The following is an 18205-nucleotide window of genomic DNA, read 5'->3' as shown; positions in this document are numbered from 1 at the left end:
GGCGTGTCAAGGACGGGTTAACGTTGCGTTAACCTGGCTTGCTTAGGATGTTACCCTTTTGTTTCCGCAAGGCAATAGTTTGTTTTCTGTTCATCCTGAGAAAGCTACCGTTTATGAGATTTGCTGACCTTAAAATTGGCGCGCGGCTGGGCATCGGCTTCGCCAGTCTCCTGTTGTTGCTGGTATTCGTGGCCGGCATTGGCATCTGGCGCCTGCAAGCAGTCGGTGAGACCACCCGGCTGATGGTCCAGGATGATCTGGTCATGGCGCGCATTACCAACGAGTGGGCCGGCCTGGCCGAGGTCACGGGAGTGCGCAGCATCGCCGCGCTCAAGGCGGGGGACGCCGAGGGCACCAAATATTTTCTCGATACGATTGCCACCACGACCAAGCGTGGCCTGGAACTGCAGCGGCAACTGAAAGAAATGCTGGTCGATCCGGAAGCCAAAGCGCTGCTGGAGGAGGCACAGAAGCGGCGCGCGGGCTATCGCACCTGGCTCGACGCAGCCTACAAGGCCAAGGCCGACGGCAACCAGGCAGAAACCAGCCGGATCATGGAAGAAGAGGTCAAGCCGAGGCACGCGTCGCTGACCGAGAGCCAGCAAAAGCTCAAGAAGCAGCTGCAAAAGAGTCTGGATGCCCGGGCCAAGGAAGTGGAGTCGCTGGCCCAAAGCGGCCGTACCCTGGTGTTTGCGCTCACCGTTGTCGCGGTCATCGCCGGCCTTGCTTTCACGTTCGTGATCGCACGCTCGATCACCCATCCGGTGTCGCAGGCGCTGCGGGTCGCCCAGACCGTCGCCGCCGGCGACCTGACCAGCAGGATCAGCGTGACCAGCCGCGACGAGACCGGCCAGTTGCTGGGCGCTCTGCGCGAGATGAACGGCAATCTGGTGAAGATCGTCAGCGACGTACGCTCCGGCACCGACACCATCGCCACTGCCTCCGAGCAGATCGCGGCCGGGAACCAGGACCTGTCAAGCCGCACCGAGCAGCAGGCCAGCGCGCTCGAAGAAACCGCGTCGTCGATGGAGGAGCTTACCTCCACCGTGCGCCAGAACGCGGAGAATGCGCGGCACGCCAGCAAGTTGGCATCCTCCGCTTCCGATGTCGCGGCCCAGGGCGGGGCGGTCGTGGCCCAGGTGGTCCATACGATGGGGACCATTAACGATTCGTCGCGCAAGATGTCCGAAATTATCGGCGTGATCGACGGGATCGCATTCCAGACCAATATCCTGGCATTGAATGCGGCGGTCGAAGCCGCCCGCGCCGGCGAGCAGGGACGCGGCTTTGCGGTGGTGGCGGCCGAAGTGCGCAGCCTGGCGCAGCGCAGCGCCGCCGCAGCCAAGGAGATCAAGGCCCTGATCGAAACCTCGCGCGAGAACGTGGAGGCCGGCAGCGAACTGGTCGAACGTGCGGGCAAGACGATGGATCAGGTGGTGGACAGCGTGCGGCGCGTGACCGACATCATTGGCGAGATCAGCGCCGCCAGCAACGAGCAGAGCGCCGGCATCGAGCAGGTGAACCAGGCGATTGCGCAGATGGACCAGGCCACCCAGCAAAACGCGGCACTGGTCGAGGAAGCAGCCGCTGCGGCAGGCGCCATGCAGCAGCAGGCCGACGATCTGGCACGCACGGTCGGCGTCTTCATGCTGGCCGATTCCAATACCGCACCGGTTGTCACCCGTTCCGAGCCCGCCTTGTTGGGCGCGCGTACCTGAGATTTCCAAGCAAGGAGTTCTGATGAAGTTGAAATTTGCATTGTCGAGCGCGGCAACGACTGTCGCCCTTACCCTTGGCGCGTCCGCGTTTGCTGGAGTGGGCACCGGAGAAGTCACGCTCATCCACATGGGCGACCTGCACGGCCATCTGGTCCCGCATCCGAGCGTGCGCAGCGATGCAGCCGGCAAGACGGAAGGGGGCGTGGCCCGCATCTACACATTGGTCAATCACATTCGCCGCGCAAACGCGGGCAAGACCCTGCTGGTCAACACGGGCGACACAGTGCACGGCAGCGCCGAGGCAATGTTCACCCAGGGTGAAGCGATGATCAAGGTACTCAACGCTTTCGAATTCGACGCCTACGCTCCGGGCAACTGGGACTATGTGTATGGCACCGACAGGTTTCTCTCGGACTTCATTGGACCGGACGCCAAGGCGAAATGGCATCCGGTGATCGCCAACCTGTACTACGACAATTACCCAGGTTTGCAAGCAAAGAATGGCCAGACCGTGGCGCCGCCTTATCTCGTCAAGCAGGTGAATGGTCTGCGCGTGGGCATTATCGGCTTTACGTCCGATCGTGGCCCGCAAGCTGGCGATCCGAAGATCACGGCCGGCCTGCGCTTTACCGATGGTGCCGCGGAATACGATAAATACGTCAAGGAGCTGCGCGCGCAAGACGTGGACCTGGTCGTCGTCATTTCCGAGCTCGGGCTGCACGGCAACCTGTCGCTGGCCGACGCAATCCCTGGCGTTGACGTGATTCTTTCGTCCGACAAGCACGAGGTGACGCCCGTGCCTGTGGTGTCGCGCAATGGCACGCTGATCGTCGAGCAGGGCATGGATGGCCAGGCGGTAGGCGAGCTGCGCTTGAGCGTGAAAAAGGGGAAGGTGATCGCGAAGAAGTATGTCTCGCACCGGATCACCGAAAAGCTGGCCGAGGACCCGAATATTGCGGCGCTGGTCGCCCAGGCGCGCGCGCCGATGGTGAGGGGGCCGCAGTTCAGGGCGGGTGCCGTCACCAACCCGTTCAGCGGAGCGCCGTTGCGCCAACCGATCGACACCGTAGTCGGGCAGACCGAGGTCGCGCTGCATCGTAGTAATTTCGCCAACGAGGCCATGCCAGCAGTGCTCGAAGGGTCGTCGCATGACATGTTGACCGATGCGTTCCGTGCGCAGGCGGGTGCACAGCTGGGCGTGATCACCGGGTTCCGCTACGGTACCGTCGTGGCACCTGGACCGATCAAGCTCGAGGACCTCTACCACTTCTTGCCGGTGGGGGCGCAGATTGCAAGGGGCGAACTGACCGGCGCCCAAATCAAGCAGTCGCTGGAGGGCAAGCCGCAGAACGCGCAGGCACGGGCCGGCGAGTGGGTCAACGGCTGGACTGCAGGCTTTAGCGGCTTGACCGCGGACTTTGATCCGTCAGCAAGCCAGGATTCGCGCGTGAGCAATGTTCGTATCAACGGACAACCCGTGCAGCTGGATGCCACCTACACCGTGGCCGGTTTTTATTACGACCAGATCCCAACCCTGATTAACAGGCTGTCTGCCAATAACATTCGCGTTCTAAGGGACAAGGACGGTGGCATGCTCGATGCGACCGAGGTGGTGACAATGTATCTTGAATCACTGCCCGGCAAGACCCTGCGTGCACAGGACCTGGAGCTGAACCGGATTCGCCTGGTCAAACCGTTGCCCAAAGCGGAGCACGGCATCCGTGAGATCCAGCCACTTGGGGCGGTCAGCAAGCAGTGACGGGGAGGGGAGGCGTTGGCACACTTTGGAACTGGTGCTTGCCGGCTTCCCGCCAGTTCACCCCAGCCACTTGCTCCGTCGTTCACGAAAGGCGGGAACAGCGCCACTGGCGCTGTTCCCCCCATAGGCAGCGTGCTACGCCAGCTCAGTATAGGCCCCCGCCTTCGCGGGGGCGACGTGGTAGCTGGGCTTAGCCGCGGCTCGCCTTTAACTGCGATTGCGCGTCGGCTCGCATTTTTTTCGACAGCCCGCTCTTGAACGATAGCGCGCGCTCGAACGAAGACGCGGCCATTGCCTTGTCGTTCAGTGCCATTGCCGATAGGCCGATCCGATAGTAGGTTGCCGCCTTGGGGAAGACTGCCAACGACTGTTCGAAGCCGGCGATTGCTTCGCGGTGGCGGCCCTGTTCCTGCTGGATGCGGGCCAGGCCATACAGCCCCCATTCGCTGTCAGGAAAAAGTTTTTGCACGTTGCGGAAAACGCGCTCGCTGTCGGCGTACTTTTTGCCGGCAAGGTATTGGGTGCCAAGGTTGGCAAGCAGGTCGCGCTGGTTATCGGCCAGTGCCTCGTCGTTCCCCGGCTGTACCGCCATGGCGGTGGCTTCCGCCTGGGGCAGGCGTGATTCGGAAAGATCGATATGCGCGGACAGCAGCTTGGCGGCGACCGGGTTGATGGCCGCCGTCTGGGAAACCAGGTCCTGGGCCTTGCCCACGCCGCCGCCCGCGATTCCCGGCGCCTGCAAGTAAAACTGAAGCAGCGAATAGCGAGCGTCGAAGTTGCGCGGGTCAAGCTCGACCGCCTTTTTGAAAGCATCGCGCATCGTTCCCGCAGAACTGATCGCCGACATGATGCCGCCGTCGATCGCCTTCGCGGCCATTGCATTGCCATACGCTTCGTGGCATTCGGACTGCTTGGGATGGGCTGCTACACATTGTTCGCCGAGCTTGACGGCTTCTTCGAGGCGGCTGGCCGGGCCTTCGCCAAGAATGGCCTTTATTTTGGCGACCAGCGCTTCGGCATTCGCCGGTTCCTGGGCCAGTTTTGCATTGGCGAGCTTTTCGGCTTCTGCGAATTTCTTCGTCCTGATTAAGGGCGAATAATCGTTGGCAGCGATCGCTTGGGCGCAGATCAGGAGGCTTAGGGCGGCTACGGGACTGATTATCGATCCGATTTTCATCAAGTTCTCTTTTCTTAGAAAGCCACGGTTGTTGCGGGGAGCGCCGGAAGGCGCGGCGGTGAGGCCGGTTTATTTTCTTGTACATTTGTTTTGATTGCAACATATGCACGTCCAGCTCGCCCGTGTTCAGCCGTTAGATTCCTAAGTAAAGGAGTAGCCGGGCGACGCCCGCGTGGGCGTCCCGGCCGGGAACGCTATCAGCTCGCCAGCTTGCCCAAGCAGCGCCGCTGGAAGTTGTCCAGACCCTCGGCGACGAGCGGGTCGTCCTCGTCCAGTACGGAGGCGTCGATGAGCATGCGCAACTTGGCAATGCGGTCGCCCTGGGCGAGTGCCCTGGCGAGGTTGGAGCCATCGGGGGCGCCCGCATGCGCGATTGACTGGGCCACCTCCTGCGGGAAGTCCCAATGCGTTGCAATGGTTGCCGAAAGCTGCCGGCTGCAAGCGAGCAGCCTTGCACCGAACTCGGTGGAGCCGGGTACGCTCCCGGTTGGGCATACGCGGTCTGCCAGCCGGAACGCGACGAGCAGGCCCACGTTCTGCATCAGGCCAGCCAGATAGGACTCGAACACGCCGGCCGTCAGCCCCGGCGCCATCAGGCTTGCCGCAAGCGCGCACTTTTCGGACTGGTTCCACACGTTCAGCGCGGCCCCGCGTGCAAACCCTGTGGACTGCATTTTGATGAGCGGACGGAAGGCCAGGCGTGCGAGCAGCATGCGCAAGCCGTTCTGCCCAAGCATCATGATCGCGGCTTCGATCGTTTTCACCGGAGTGATCGGCCGGTAATAGGCGCTGTTCGCCTCGCGGATCACTTCGGCCATCAGCACCACGTCCTGCGCCACCTGGCGCGCCAGTGCCCCGGTGGTCACGCCATCGTCCCGCAAACTCAGAAGCAGCTGCGGGATCAATTCGGGCACGCGTGGCACCAGTTCGGCCGCGTCGGCCGCATTTCGCGAAAGGGTCAGGACCTGCTCAAGGATCAGGTTTTCGATGTCGGGCGGCGCATCGTAGCCTCTTGCACCGGTCAGCCAGCGGTAGTAGGCCGCGTCAATGCCGGCGCTCATCTCGTCAGCCGGTTCGCCATGCCCCTGGACGTGTTCGTGCGACGCCGCCGCTTCAGATGGGGAGGCGCCGTCTTCCGTGCCGCTCAACAAGCGATTGATCCAGTTCTTCATAAAGCAAAGCTGCGTTTCCGCACTGCAAAGGTAGGTCCATTGTAGCGCGAATAGGGCGCGGCTCCAGCCGGTTTCCTCCACACGGCCTTCATTCGGGCCAGCTCGACGCTTGCATCCAGTCACCCGATGTCTTTACAACGGCCAAGAAAATTATTCTTGTGTTAACTGTTGTTATAGCAATAGTATTGTCAGGTTCCATTGTCTTATATGCATGATGGCATAGGAGCGTCCGCCGTGCATCCGGGCGGAAGTTGTCTGAAATCCCGTGTGAGAGAGAAACCCAAAAAGCGTAGAAAACCCATCCGCGAAAGGACCACTGCATGAGAACGAAGTTTTCGCGCCCGCCGCACAACGGCGAGTTGCAAGAAATGCGTATCGCCACGATCAGGAAATCCAGCCTGGCCCTCAGTATCCTCCTTGCCTTTGCCGCCGCCGCGCCCATTGCGCAGGCTGCCCAGGCTGACCAGCAAGCAGTGTCCACACAGCGAGCCGCCCCGTATTGGCAGGATGTTGGCGGGACGGCCGAATCCCTAACGAGAGGCACCCCGAAAACGCCCGCCCTGAATTTGAAGCGCTTCCGTTCCGCGACCCTGGACATGCCCGGCATGCAGTCGTTGACGGCCGCGGCGCCGCGTGAGCGTGCGGAAGGTGCCGTAAGCAGCCCGCTCACGATCTCGCTGCCCCATCCCGATGGCGGCTACCAGCGCTTCGAGCTGGTCGAATCGCCGATCATGGAGCCGGGCCTGGCCGAAAAGCACCCGGAAATCAAGACGTACAGAGGAAAGGGCATCGACGATCCGAACGCCACGCTGCGCATGGATATTACGCCGCTCGGCCTGCATGCCTCGGTGCGCTCGCCGGCTGGCGGCTGGTACGTGGAGCCGTACTACCACCTGGACACGAGCCTGTATGCCAGCTACAGCCGCAGCGACCTGGTGAACCAGCACGGTCCGCTGGTCGAGGGCACGCTGGACGAAGCGCAGCTGACGCTGTCGCACGGCTTTTACAATGAAGGCGATGCCGTCGAGGTGCGCGGTTTCGGTTTCGCACCGAACGCCACCATCAACCTCACTGTCAGGGGCGAAGGCGAGAGCGCGCCGCTGCAGGTAGTTTCCGCCACGGCGGACAACGATGGAGCCATCACGGTCACGCTGCCGGAGGGTGCAACCAATATGGGCGCGTTCGAAGTGAGCGCGACGGATGGACGCGCGACTGGCTCCGCAGCTTTCCACGTCGTGGACCCGGAGACCGCCAATGCCACCGCCGGCGGTCAGGTGCGCACTTACCGTCTTGCGCTCGTCACCGATCCGGCGTATGCCAACTACTTTGGCGGCTCCGCCAACGTGACGGCGGCCAAGGTCACGCTGATCAACCGTGTCACCCAGATTTACGAGGACGAGACGTCGATCCGCCTCATGCTGATCGACGGCACCGACGCGCTGAACCTCGATACCGCGGCCAAGGCCACCGGCACCAATGGCCCTTGCGGTGGCGACGCCTGCTTCACGACGTCGCAGATCGCCAGCTGCGGCAGCTCCACCCTGTCACGTAACCGGATCGTCGCAGGCCTGCTGGCAGGCGCCAGCAATTTCGATATCGGCCACATTGCGCTCGGCGTGAACGGCGGCGGCATCGCCAGCCTTGGCGTCGTTGGCGGCACCAGCAAGGCTCAGGGCTGCACCGGCATCCCGACCCCGGTCGGCGACTTCTACGCAGTCGACTACGTTTCGCACGAGATGGGCCACCAGTTTGCCGGCAACCACACGTTCAATGGCGTCACCAGCAACTGCAGCGGCGGCAACCGCAATGCCGGAACTTCCGTCGAGGCGGGCAGTGGCTCGTCGATCATGGCCTACGCGGGTATCTGCGGCACCGATAACCTGCAGACGCACAGCGATCCGTACTGGTCGCAGCGCAGCTTCGATGAGATCGTCGCGTACACGTCCGGAGCCGAATCGAACCTGAACGAAGTACAGATGGGCGTGCTGAGCGGCTTCAACACCAACGGCCAGCAATTCAAGATCAGCTATAAGGGCAACCAGTCGGCGGCGATCGTACGCGGCACCAACTTCACCACCGCCGGCATCAAGGCCGCGATCGAAGGTATCGCCGGCTGGCCAAGCGGCGGCACAGTCACCATCAGCAGCTTGACCGATACGGCGTTTACGATCACGTTCGGCGGCACGTTCGCTAACACCAACGTGGCCGAACTCCAGCTGGTGGGCTGCAGCACCGGCTGCACCGGCTACATTGGCGAAATCACGGCCGGTGGCCAGACGACGCGCCGCGGCACGGTGTCCTCGAACGGCAACAACCCACCTGTGGTGACGGTGCCCACCGGGTACACGATCCCAGTGCGTACGCCGTTCGCGCTGACGGGCAGCGCCGTCGATCCGGACGGCGACCAGCTTACCTACCTGTGGGAGCAGAATGACCGCGGTGGCACGACCGGCACTGGTCTGATCAGTAACGTGAAGACCAACGGTCCGCTGTTCCGCCAGTTCGGCACGCGCGCGGTCGTCAGCAGCTCTGACACGATCCAGTACAACTCCCCGGGCGAGAATCATCCGACGGGCAATCCGACGCGCGTGTTCCCGGACATGGACCAAATCCTGGCCAACAACACGAACGCGGAGACGGGCGCCTGCCCGACCGTAACTTCCACGCCGACGGCTGCCGACATTGAGTGCTACTCGGAATTCCTGCCGACTGCCGCTTATGTGGGCCTGGCCGGCACCAACGCCAATCCCGCGTCGCTGAACTTGAAGCTGACGGCGCGCGATGGCCGTGGCGGCGTAGGCAGCGCGACCACGAACCTGGTCCTGGCCCCGGGAGCCGGCCCGTTCCTGGTCACCTCGCCCAACACTGCGGTGACGATGGACTCGGGTACCACGCAAACGGTGACATGGAGCGTTGCGAACACCAATGTCGCCCCGGTCAACACCGCGAACGTGAAGATCACGCTGTCCACTGACGGCGGCCAGACCTGGCTGTACACGCTTGCCGAAAGCACGCCGAACACCGGCAGCGCCACGGTCACTATCCCGGCGGTGGCGACCAACGCCGCACGCGTGAAGGTGGAAGCGGTCGGTAACGTGTTCTTCGACGTGTCGAACGCGAACTTCACGATCCGCCTGCCGGGCGACGTGAACGGAGACGGTGTCGTCGACTGCGCCGACCTCGCCATCGTGAAGGCCTCGTTCGGCAGGCGCACCGGCCAGCCTGGCTTTGACTTACGTGCCGACGTGGTCAAGGACGGCGTGATCGACGCGCGCGACCTCGCTTTCGTGTCGCAGCGCGTACCGGCTGGCACCGTTTGCAATTAATCGCTCTACGGCCGGCCGGGTGGTTTCATCTGGTCGGCAATCGCCATTTAGCAAGCCCCCATGGGGCAAGGAGAAAACAGATGTTTGATTTGAAGAAATATCTTGGAGCCGCATTGCTGTGCTTTGCCTGCACCCAGGTGTCCGCATCGCCCACCCTGTCCACCGTTGCCACGCCGTCCCCGGCCGTAGTGGGTTCGATGGTGGACCTCGCCGTGATGATCTCGGACATTTCGGACCTGTACACCTACCAGTTCTCGCTAACGTTCGACCCGAACCTGCTGCGCGTCAGTTCGATTACCGAAGGCGGTTTCCTGGCCACCGCTGGTACGACCTTCGGTGACACGGGGGAGATCGACAATGCGACCGGCACCATCTCGTTCGTGTTTAATACGCTGATCGGTGCGTTGCCGGGCGCTTCCGGCAACGGTAACCTGGCGCACATTATTTTCGAGACGCTGGGAACCGGCAGCGCGCAGCTGGGGTTCTCCGATGTGATGTTCCTCGACAGCGGAATGAACGATATCGCTGTGACCGTCCAAACAACGCCGTTGCAGATCACGGGGGCCACGGCCGTGCCCGAGCCTGCAACGTATCTGTTGCTGGGCGTCGGCGTGATTGGCGCTGCCGCGCTGCGCCGCCGGCGGGTTTGACGCAGGGCGGTTGAACGAAACCCGGGCTGCCTCCGCGGCCCGGTTTAGCATCGGGCTTGGCTGGACGAGCAAACCAGCCAAGCTCATCTATCTTTGCGCTATCTCAAAGATATTGTCCTAATCCCTGTCTAGATTGGAAAGATAAGTCGCTGCGGACTTATTTTCTCCAAGAAAGGGTAGGCCATGATAGAGAGATTCGTCATTACCGAGGGCGCAACGACCACCGCAAACGGCAAGGTCACGGCGGCCAGTTCCGACAGGTGGATCAACGATGCCCGGGTGGCCCTGGAAGGTGATCCGGTAGACTGCCCGGCGTGCCATTCGGCTGGCGTCATCAGGCTCGATGGGCCGCGCCTCTCCGATACAGTCGACGGCAAAGAGGTGGCGCTGAGTAACGATCTGTGCATCTGCAAGTGCAGCCCACCGCCTCGGTTGGTGGCCTCACAGAGCTTTGTGTGCCAGACAATTGATGCCGACTGACAGCTGCTGAAGCTGTTTTAGCCGCTGGGCAGGTCAATTGATGACAGCCACCAGTTCCAGCTTCAGGTCCTGTACGCCAGTGGGGACGTAGATCGATATCGACTGCGCCTGGCACATGCGCTCGTACATCGGGCCCTTTTCCAACATGAAGTAGCAGGTGTCGGGACGAATCGGGACCGCCGCCGGCAATTGTGGGGCGTACTGAAGCCGCACCCCGGGCAATGCCGCGAGCACGAATTTTTCGACATCGTCGGGTGCGCCGACCTTGAAACGAAGCGGCACCAGGTCGACAAGTTCCAGTGCGGGGACGTTGGCAGAAACCGCAATGTAGAAAGTCGTACTCTCATCGATCTTGTCCGAGTCGAGCTTGCCGATATAGTACGAGGCCCTGACCTGCGTAAGTGCAATAGCGAAGTATTTGGTCGAGATAACAGTGTTCAACAGTTCGCGAATAATCAGGTAAAGCTTGCTGAACCCGGGCCCCGGATCGTTATGCTGGTAGACCGGCAGGTCGGCCAGGGTCCAGGTCCGCGAAAATGTCATCAGGCTGCCGGCTACACCCATCAGTTGCTGGTGTAATCGCTCGGGATGCAGGTCAGGATGGTGAAAATGGTGCGCCAGCAGCGCATAGGCAGAGCTGGCCGCATGCAGCAGCCAGAACGAAGACATGTCCCCAGAGTGAAACTCGATCGCATTACGGCTTGGCTCCCGGTGGCGGTCGTAAAGCGCGCTGACTTTTGCCTGCAGGGCGTCTAGCAGGCTGCGCAGCTGCTGGAACAGCAAGGGTGCGGCGCCGACCGATACGCTCGGCGCAATGAAAGACTCGTCCAGTTCAAAGCCACCGGTGGCCGTACGGCGCACGCGCAGCAGTGGAAAATGGACGAAGGAATCGCGCGATTCAAACTCAGCGACCAGCCGTGCTTTTTTCTTCAAATATGCCAGCTGCGCCTGAACCGCGTTGGTGAAAAGATCGGGCGTGTCCTGGTTGGCCTGAACGAATCGGGCAGCATTCGTGGCCTGGCCCGGAGGGACAAAATTGCCGCCGAACGATTTGAACGCGGGGAGGGCGACATAGTAGGTAACGCTCTGTTGCGACTGCTGCAGCTGGCTCAGGTCGATCGTATCCGGCAGTTCGTCGGCTTCCGGTGCGTCGTACAGCTCGCCATCCTGGAAGCGCACGGAAAGGGCGAGGACACGCAGCATGTTGCTGGCTAGTGCTTCCTGGTCGACCTTCAGCTGATTCACGCCCCATGCATACGGGTGAATCAGCTTGACGCTCTGGTATAGGCGGTGTTCGTGGTACTGGTCCTGCTGCTGGAAATGCTGGGGACGCAGGAATAGCCCTTCGCCCCAGAGAACTTTGCTGGTCATGTCGCAGGCATCCCTCTTCGGTCTTGTGTCGACTCGACGCTAATTAAATAAACAATAACACTGCTGGGCGGGTTTGGCATCTAAACGTCGCGCGATGTCTTTATTGCACAACGTAGGAAATGTCCGATTGCTTTTTGGCTACCTCTTCCCTAAAGTCGGTAATAACGTCCAGTACGGAGGGGGCGATGAGTCTGACGCGCGGATTGTTTGACCGCTTGCTGGATGTACCGGTGCACGGTTCCACGAGCGCAACCGTGTCGCGCGTATCGGCCGAGGATATGAAAGACTCGGTGGTGCGCGACCTCGAAGCGCTGCTCAATACCCGTTCACCGATCCCGGAAGAGTTGCTGAAGGATTTCCCGGAATGCAGTCTCTCGATTGTGACCTACGGTTTGAACGATTTTGCAGACCGCTCGATTTCCAGCCCCGACGATCGCGCATACATCTGCCAATGCATCCAAAAGGCCATTAGCCGCCACGAGCCGCGCCTACGCAATGTCAAGGTCCAGCTCGACGTGCGCGAGGACGTCGTCAACCGCCTCAATTTTTCAATCAAGGCGCTCCTGGTCGTCAACATTCTTCAAGAATCAGTCAACTTCGACGCGGTCCTGCAACCATCGACCCTCCGATACAGCATCAGCAAGGCAAGCCGCGCGGCGTCTGGGGGAGGCTGAGTTTGGAAGATCTCTTACCTTACTACGAAAGGGAATTGGGATTCTTGCGGCGCAATCTGCGGGAGTTCGCCGAACGCTATCCCAAGATTGCGGGCCGAATGCTGATCAGCGGCGAGGTGTGCGAAGATCCACATGTCGAGCGAATGATCGAAGCGTTTGCCCTGCTTAACTCGCGCATCGCCAAACGACTCGACGACGACTACCCTGAATTTACCGAAGCGCTGTTCGAGGTGCTGTATCCGCACTACCTGCGGCCATTTCCCTCATGTTCGATTGCGCGCCTGGAGACAAATAGCGAGGACGCCCAGAAGACCGGCGTGAGCGTCATCGCGCGTGGCACAAAACTGACTACGCGTCCGGTGCGCGGGACGGATTGCATTTTTCGTACAGCCTACCCGGTGACCGTGGCGCCACTGGCGCTTACCAGTGCGTCGTTCGCCGCAATCATGGATACTCCGGCGTCAATTCGGCCACCGGTGGGCGCGACGTCAAGCCTGGACCTGACGATCTCGAGCACCGCCGGGCAAGGCTCGGTAGGGCAACTGGGCTTGTCGAAACTGCGCGTCTTTATCGACGGCGAACCGTCATTCTGCGCCGCGTTGCGCGACGCGCTGTTCATGCGTACCGTGGCCGCCTATGTAGAGGCGGAAGGCAGCCGGCGTTGGCTCGAACTGTCCGCCAATCCGGTCAGCCCCGTGGGTTTCAATGAAGACGAATCGCTGATCGATTTTCCGGACCGTTCACATGCCGCCTACCGTCTGCTGACAGAATATTTCTGCTTTCCTGAGAAATTCAATTTCTTCGATATAGACCTTGCGGCGCTTTGCAGCGCGCTACCCGGCGCGAAGTCGGTGACACTGCACCTGGCAATGTCGGGAATGCGGACCGATTCGAACATCGCGCGCATGCTCGGCACGCTGTCGACCAATAATCTGCTGCTGGCATGTACGCCCGTTGTCAACTTGTTCCGCCAGCGTGGCGAGCCGATCCGGCTAACGTACACTACCGCCAGCTATCCTGTGCTGGCTGATGCACGCCGCGCCTTTGCCTACGAAGTCCACTCGATCGATTCGGTCACACTCGTACGGCAAACGCCGCAAGGTGAATCAGTCACCCAGTTCCGGCCATTCTATTCCCTCAAGCACGCCCAGACGCCGGAGCAGAGCGGGCACTACTGGGCCATGCGGCGCTACCAAAGCCTGGCCGAGAAGAGTCCTGGTTTCGAGACGCAGATTTCAATCGTTGATATCGATTTCGACCCGGCCGAGGTCGAGGCGTGCACGCTCAGCCTGGAGCTGACGTGCACGAATCGCGATTTGCCGACGGTGCTGCCCTACGGTCAGCGCGGCGGCGACCTGTTCCTCGCAGGAAGCTCCGGAGTGAGTTCGATCAGCTTTCTGCGCAAGCCGACCGCGGCGCATCGCTTTGAACAAGGGCACGGCGCGCATTGGCGCCTGATTTCCCAACTGTCGCTGAACCACCTGTCATTGACGGGCGGCGGGGTGGATGCCTTCCGCGAGATGCTGGCCTTATATGATTTGCCGCGCTCACCCGCGTCGCAGCGCCAAATCAGCGGCATTGCGGCCATCGCTCAAATCCCAGCCACCGCCTGGCTGCCCGGGAACCCGTTTGCCTGCCTGGTTCGTGGTGTCGAAGTGCGCCTGACCATCGAGGAGGAAGCCTTCGTGGGTAGCGGCATTCATGCTTTCGCCTACGTCATCGAACAGTTCCTGGCATTGTACGTGCACGCCAACAGCTTTACCCAACTGGTGCTCGTGTCGAGTAAAACCGGAGAAGAGATATTGAAATGCGCGCCAAAAAGCGGCAATTTGAGCCTGCTGTAATTGAGCGACTGTTCAGGGAACCGTACCGCTTCGAATTCTTTCAAGCCGTGCGTCTGCTCGAACTCTGGCTCAAGCGTCATGGCGTGCCCGAACAGGCCGTGGTGCATAATTTTTTGCGCTTCCGGAATTCGACGTCGCTCACTTTCCCGGCCAGCCAGATCGAGGCCATCCACACCGAGCCAGACGGCATTCACGTCGATCCAGGTTCGCTCGACGCGGCGATGAAATCGGCCACGTTCAAATACACTCGCATTACGCCTGCCTTCATGGGATTGTTGGGCGGCATCGGCGTACTGCCGGCACATTACACAGAGCGGATTGCTGAATACGAGCAGTACCAAAGGGACGAAGGTCCGCGGGCGTTTCTGGATACGTTTTCGAACCGTTCGCTGGCGCTGTTTTACGAAGCCTGGCGAAAGTACCGGCTGGCGTTCAAGTACCAGGTCGATGGCAAGGATGCCTTCCTGCCGCTGCTGCTCGCGCTCGGCGGTCTTGGCAACGAGTCGTTGCGCAAGCGTCTCGCGGACCCGCAGGAAGGCATGCTGCTGGACGAATCAATGGGCTACTTTGCTGCTTCGATCCGGCACCGGCCGGCATCCGCGGTACAGATCGCGCGAATGCTGTCCGACTATTTTGGCCAGCCGGTGAAGGCCGAGCAATTCATCGGTTGCTGGTACGACGTGCCGCCCGAGCAGCAGACGATACTCGGCGGCACAAATGCCACGCTGGGCGGCGCGGCGCTGGCAGGCGCGCGCGTATGGCAGCGTGACCTTCGCTTGCGCCTGGTGATCGGGCCGCTCGACTACGCCAGCTTCGATGCCTTCCTGCCAGTCGGGCTGGCTGCGCGCGCATTAAAGAGCATGCTGACGATGTTTACCGGCGTGTCGCTTGAATATGAGGTGGAACTGGTGCTGCGCGCGGCAGATGTGCATGGAGTGTCGTTTACGGACGATGGCACAGTCGGCCGTTTGGGATGGGATACCTACCTGGTCACAGGGCCACAGACGCAGGACCGCAATGATGTGCGGTATGACATTCATGCGATGTAAATATGGATGAAATCAAGATGTACGCACGGTGAAAGACTTGATCGGTATCAAACAGAGTGATGCTTTAGGTTCGTACCATTGATCTTTGGAAAGCGCCACCAGAACAGGTATCTCCAGACATGCTATCGGAGGGCCGAATGCTCACAAATGCCGTGCAGCGTAATGCAACAAAATCGCTTGCCGACCAGAAAGGCAAGTTTGCATGAACCTGCATGATTTGACAGGGAGATTCGCCGGTTTGTCCGAGGCAAACCGGCCGATTCGTTTGCGGCTGTCGCAAGAACAGCGGGTGCTGGACGATGTTTTGCTCGTCAAACGTGTTACGGGAAGTGAAGCGATATGCGGCGGGCTGGAATACCGGATTCTCTGCGTATCGACACAGGCCGATCTTTCCTTGAAGGAATTCATCGCACTGCCGGCTGAACTCCAGTTCGTAACGGATTGCGGCGACATACGCGCGGTTTGCGGCATTGTGGCGCAAGTGGCCGCCGGCCAGAGCGATGGCGGCCTGGCGACTTACGAACTGGTGGTGCGCGATGCGTTAGCCCTGATGGAGCACCGCATCAACACTCGAGTCTTCCGCAAGCTGAATGAACTGGATATCACCCAGGTCATTCTGGATGAGTGGCGCCAAAACAACCCGGTGTTGGCGAAAGCCCTCGACGTGGACTGGTCGCATGTAACCGGCACCTATCCCGCGCGTGAATTCACCATGCAACATAATGAGTCCGACGCCGACTTTCTGCGCCGTTTATGGAAACGGCGCGGCGTCGCATGGTTCATGCGGCCCGGGCAAGCCAGCCAGAGACAAAGCCAGGACACGCCGGCCCACGCCCTGGTACTGTTCGACGACGCATTCACGCTCCCGCGAAATGCCGCGGGCACCGTGCGGTATCACCAGGATGGCAGCACGGAGGAACAGGACACCATTATGACGTGGAGTCCAGTCCGCACGCTCAAACCGGGCAGTGTTGGCCGCCAAAGCTGGGATTACATGCAAACTCGTCCAATGACCAGCACGAGCTCGTCCTGCGTTGATCAGGGGACAATGGGCAACCAGTTCGCAGTGAGTCTCGATGACTACTTGATCGACATGCCGCATGCGGGCGAGGACGGCGACGATTACCGGAAACTTGGCGAATTGCGCATGAAGCGCCATGAATACGAATCCAAGTGTTTTTACGGCGAAGGCAGCGTGCGCACTTTGTGTGTCGGGCAGTGGATAGCCTTGAGTGGTCATAGTGAAATCGACACCCATCCCGCGAACGAACGAGAATTCATCGTCACCCGCCTGGAGGTTGATGCAGAAAACAACCTGCCCAAGGCCATTAACGACCAGGTACTACGTCTGTTTGCACTTAACCGGTGGGATGACCGGCAGTCGACTAACGGTCTACAGCAAGCCAGCGAGGAGCGCGGCATGCGCTACACCAATCGCTTTTGTTGCGTGCGTCGCGGCATTCCGATTGTTCCCGCTTTCGATCCCCGCACCGATTTGCCGCGCCCACAACTGCAAAGCGCGCTTGTGGTCGGCCCCGCCGGTGAAGAAGTGCATTGCGACAAACTTGGCCGGGTCAAGGTACGTTTTCCCGGCACCAGGACGGAAGACCACAGCCATGCGCAAGATGCGGGCGCCAGCGACAGCGACCGGGACTCCGCATGGGTACGTGTAGCCAGTACATGGGCCAGCAATCAGTGGGGGACGATTACTCTTCCCCGTGTCGGTGATGAAGTGATCGTCGATTTCTTGGGCGGGGACCCGGACAAGCCGATTATTGTGTCGCGGGTCTATGGTGGAACAGCCCAGCCTCCTTCGTTCAGCCATACCGGAGCGCTGCCAGGGAACAAGTACCTGGCCGGTATCAAGAGCAAAGAAGTGCACGGCACTCGCTACAACCAGCTGCGCCTGGACGACACGCCGGGGCAGATTAATGCGCAATTGTCTTCCCAGCACGGCCATAGCGAATTGAACTTGGGATGGCTTACCCATCCCCGCAGGAATGGCAGAGGGGAGGCGCGCGGTGAAGGGGCGGAATTGCGCAGTGACCATGCCGTTGCGGTACGCGGCGCGAAAGGCGTGCTGATCAGCGCCGTTGCGCGCCAGCAAGCCAGCGGCAAACAGCTGGATCGCAACGAACTGATTGGTTTGATCGAGGCGCTCCAGGGCGTCCAGCAACACCTATCCGAGCTGTCAACGACGCATCATGCAGACGACACCGACGATAAGGAACTCAAACAACTGATCGGCTACCTGAAACAGTGGGAATCCGGTAGCAATACCGAAAACGACAGCACGGGCTCCGGTGGCGCACCCGTCGTGGCGCTGTCGGCGCCTGCAGGCGTGGCAATGACAAGCCAGGACAACATTGCAATAGGCGCGCAAACCCATGTCGATATGGTCAGTATCGGCAATACCCAGCTTTCGGTTGGCAAAAAACTACTTGTGCGCGTATCGGACAGTATCAGCCTGTTCGCCCATCGGCTCGGCATCAAACTGATCGCCGCCAGTGGAAAGCTCGAAATGCAAACACATGGTGGCGACATCGAGGCCACCTCCGCCAAGCGCATCGTACTGACCGCCGCCGACGAAATCGTGCTGCAGGCGCCCAAGGTGCGCTTCGTCACGCAAGGCGCACAAGTGGATATTGGTGGTGGCACCATCATCCAGCAAAGTAGCGGCGCGCACACCATCAAATCGTCGGACTTTGCTCATATTCGACCAGGGAGCGCCACCCCGCCAGGTCTGGTGCTGCCTACAAGCGGGGCACCGCACAATCAGCAAACCATCCTGCGTTGGCTGGGAACCGACGAACCGATGAAGAATCAGCGGTATCGCATCACCACTGAAGATGGGCGCACATTCGAGGGACGTACCGACGCTACTGGATTAACTGAGCGTTTTACCAGCACCATCCCTTTCGGGCGCTATACGGTTGAAGCGCTTGACGACTGATACCGGGCGTCGAACTCAAAACAGAAAGAACT

At 60.7% G+C, this 18205-nt stretch carries 12 protein-coding genes; 9 read left to right on the top strand and 3 right to left on the bottom strand.

The window, feature by feature from the left end:
* Window positions 1–113 precede the first annotated feature (113 nt).
* On the top strand, window positions 114–1718 hold the full coding sequence (locus tag E4O92_RS15025) for a methyl-accepting chemotaxis protein (protein ID WP_135190546.1): 1605 nt from the start codon (window positions 114–116) through the stop codon (window positions 1716–1718).
* Window positions 1719–1740: 22 nt separating this feature from the next.
* Window positions 1741–3477, top strand: a complete 1737-nt coding sequence (locus tag E4O92_RS15020) for a bifunctional metallophosphatase/5'-nucleotidase (protein WP_135190545.1) — start codon at window positions 1741–1743, stop codon at window positions 3475–3477.
* Window positions 3478–3667: 190 nt separating this feature from the next.
* Here E4O92_RS15020 and E4O92_RS15015 read toward each other — a convergent pair whose 3' ends face one another.
* On the bottom strand, window positions 3668–4654 hold the full coding sequence (locus E4O92_RS15015) for a tetratricopeptide repeat protein (RefSeq protein ID WP_135190544.1): 987 nt from the start codon (window positions 4652–4654) through the stop codon (window positions 3668–3670).
* A 197-nt stretch (window positions 4655–4851) separates the two neighbouring features.
* Window positions 4852–5826 (bottom strand): HDOD domain-containing protein, encoded by a 975-nt coding sequence (locus E4O92_RS15010; protein WP_135190543.1) that lies wholly within the window; start codon window positions 5824–5826, stop codon window positions 4852–4854.
* 320 nt (window positions 5827–6146) lie between these two features.
* Between E4O92_RS15010 and E4O92_RS15005 the strand changes: the two genes are divergently transcribed.
* From E4O92_RS15005 to E4O92_RS14995, 3 genes are all read left to right on the top strand, one after another.
* Window positions 6147–9152, top strand: coding sequence for a reprolysin-like metallopeptidase (locus tag E4O92_RS15005; RefSeq protein WP_229483385.1), 3006 nt, complete (start codon window positions 6147–6149; stop codon window positions 9150–9152).
* 80 nt (window positions 9153–9232) lie between these two features.
* On the top strand, window positions 9233–9802 hold the full coding sequence (locus tag E4O92_RS15000; protein WP_135190569.1) for a cohesin domain-containing protein: 570 nt from the start codon (window positions 9233–9235) through the stop codon (window positions 9800–9802).
* A 183-nt stretch (window positions 9803–9985) separates the two neighbouring features.
* Window positions 9986–10282: a PAAR domain-containing protein gene (locus tag E4O92_RS14995; RefSeq protein WP_135190542.1), complete on the top strand. Its 297-nt coding sequence runs from the start codon at window positions 9986–9988 to the stop codon at window positions 10280–10282.
* 33 nt (window positions 10283–10315) lie between these two features.
* Here E4O92_RS14995 and tssK read toward each other — a convergent pair whose 3' ends face one another.
* Window positions 10316–11653, bottom strand: a complete 1338-nt coding sequence (tssK, locus tag E4O92_RS14990; protein ID WP_135190541.1) for a type VI secretion system baseplate subunit TssK — start codon at window positions 11651–11653, stop codon at window positions 10316–10318.
* Between the two features lie 185 nt (window positions 11654–11838).
* Between tssK and tssE the strand changes: the two genes are divergently transcribed.
* The 4 genes from tssE (at window position 11839) to E4O92_RS14970 (ending at window position 18173) form a co-directional block, all read left to right on the top strand.
* Window positions 11839–12327 (top strand): type VI secretion system baseplate subunit TssE, encoded by a 489-nt coding sequence (gene tssE, locus E4O92_RS14985; RefSeq protein WP_135190540.1) that lies wholly within the window; start codon window positions 11839–11841, stop codon window positions 12325–12327.
* Window positions 12328–12329: 2 nt separating this feature from the next.
* A complete protein-coding gene (gene tssF, locus E4O92_RS14980) occupies window positions 12330–14171 on the top strand; it encodes a type VI secretion system baseplate subunit TssF (protein WP_135190539.1) in 1842 nt (613 codons plus the stop codon).
* Window positions 14135–15220, top strand: coding sequence for a type VI secretion system baseplate subunit TssG (gene tssG / locus E4O92_RS14975; protein ID WP_135190538.1), 1086 nt, complete (start codon window positions 14135–14137; stop codon window positions 15218–15220). The genes tssF and tssG overlap by 37 nt, the downstream gene beginning before the upstream one ends.
* A gap of 202 nt (window positions 15221–15422) precedes the next feature.
* Window positions 15423–18173: a type VI secretion system Vgr family protein gene (locus tag E4O92_RS14970; protein WP_135190537.1), complete on the top strand. Its 2751-nt coding sequence runs from the start codon at window positions 15423–15425 to the stop codon at window positions 18171–18173.
* The last annotated feature ends 32 nt before the right edge of the window (window positions 18174–18205 follow it).

The sequence above is a fragment of the Massilia horti genome (genome assembly GCF_004614195.1).
Taxonomy (GTDB): domain Bacteria; phylum Pseudomonadota; class Gammaproteobacteria; order Burkholderiales; family Burkholderiaceae_D; genus Telluria; species Telluria horti.
This window is presented reverse-complemented; position numbering and strand designations above follow the sequence as displayed.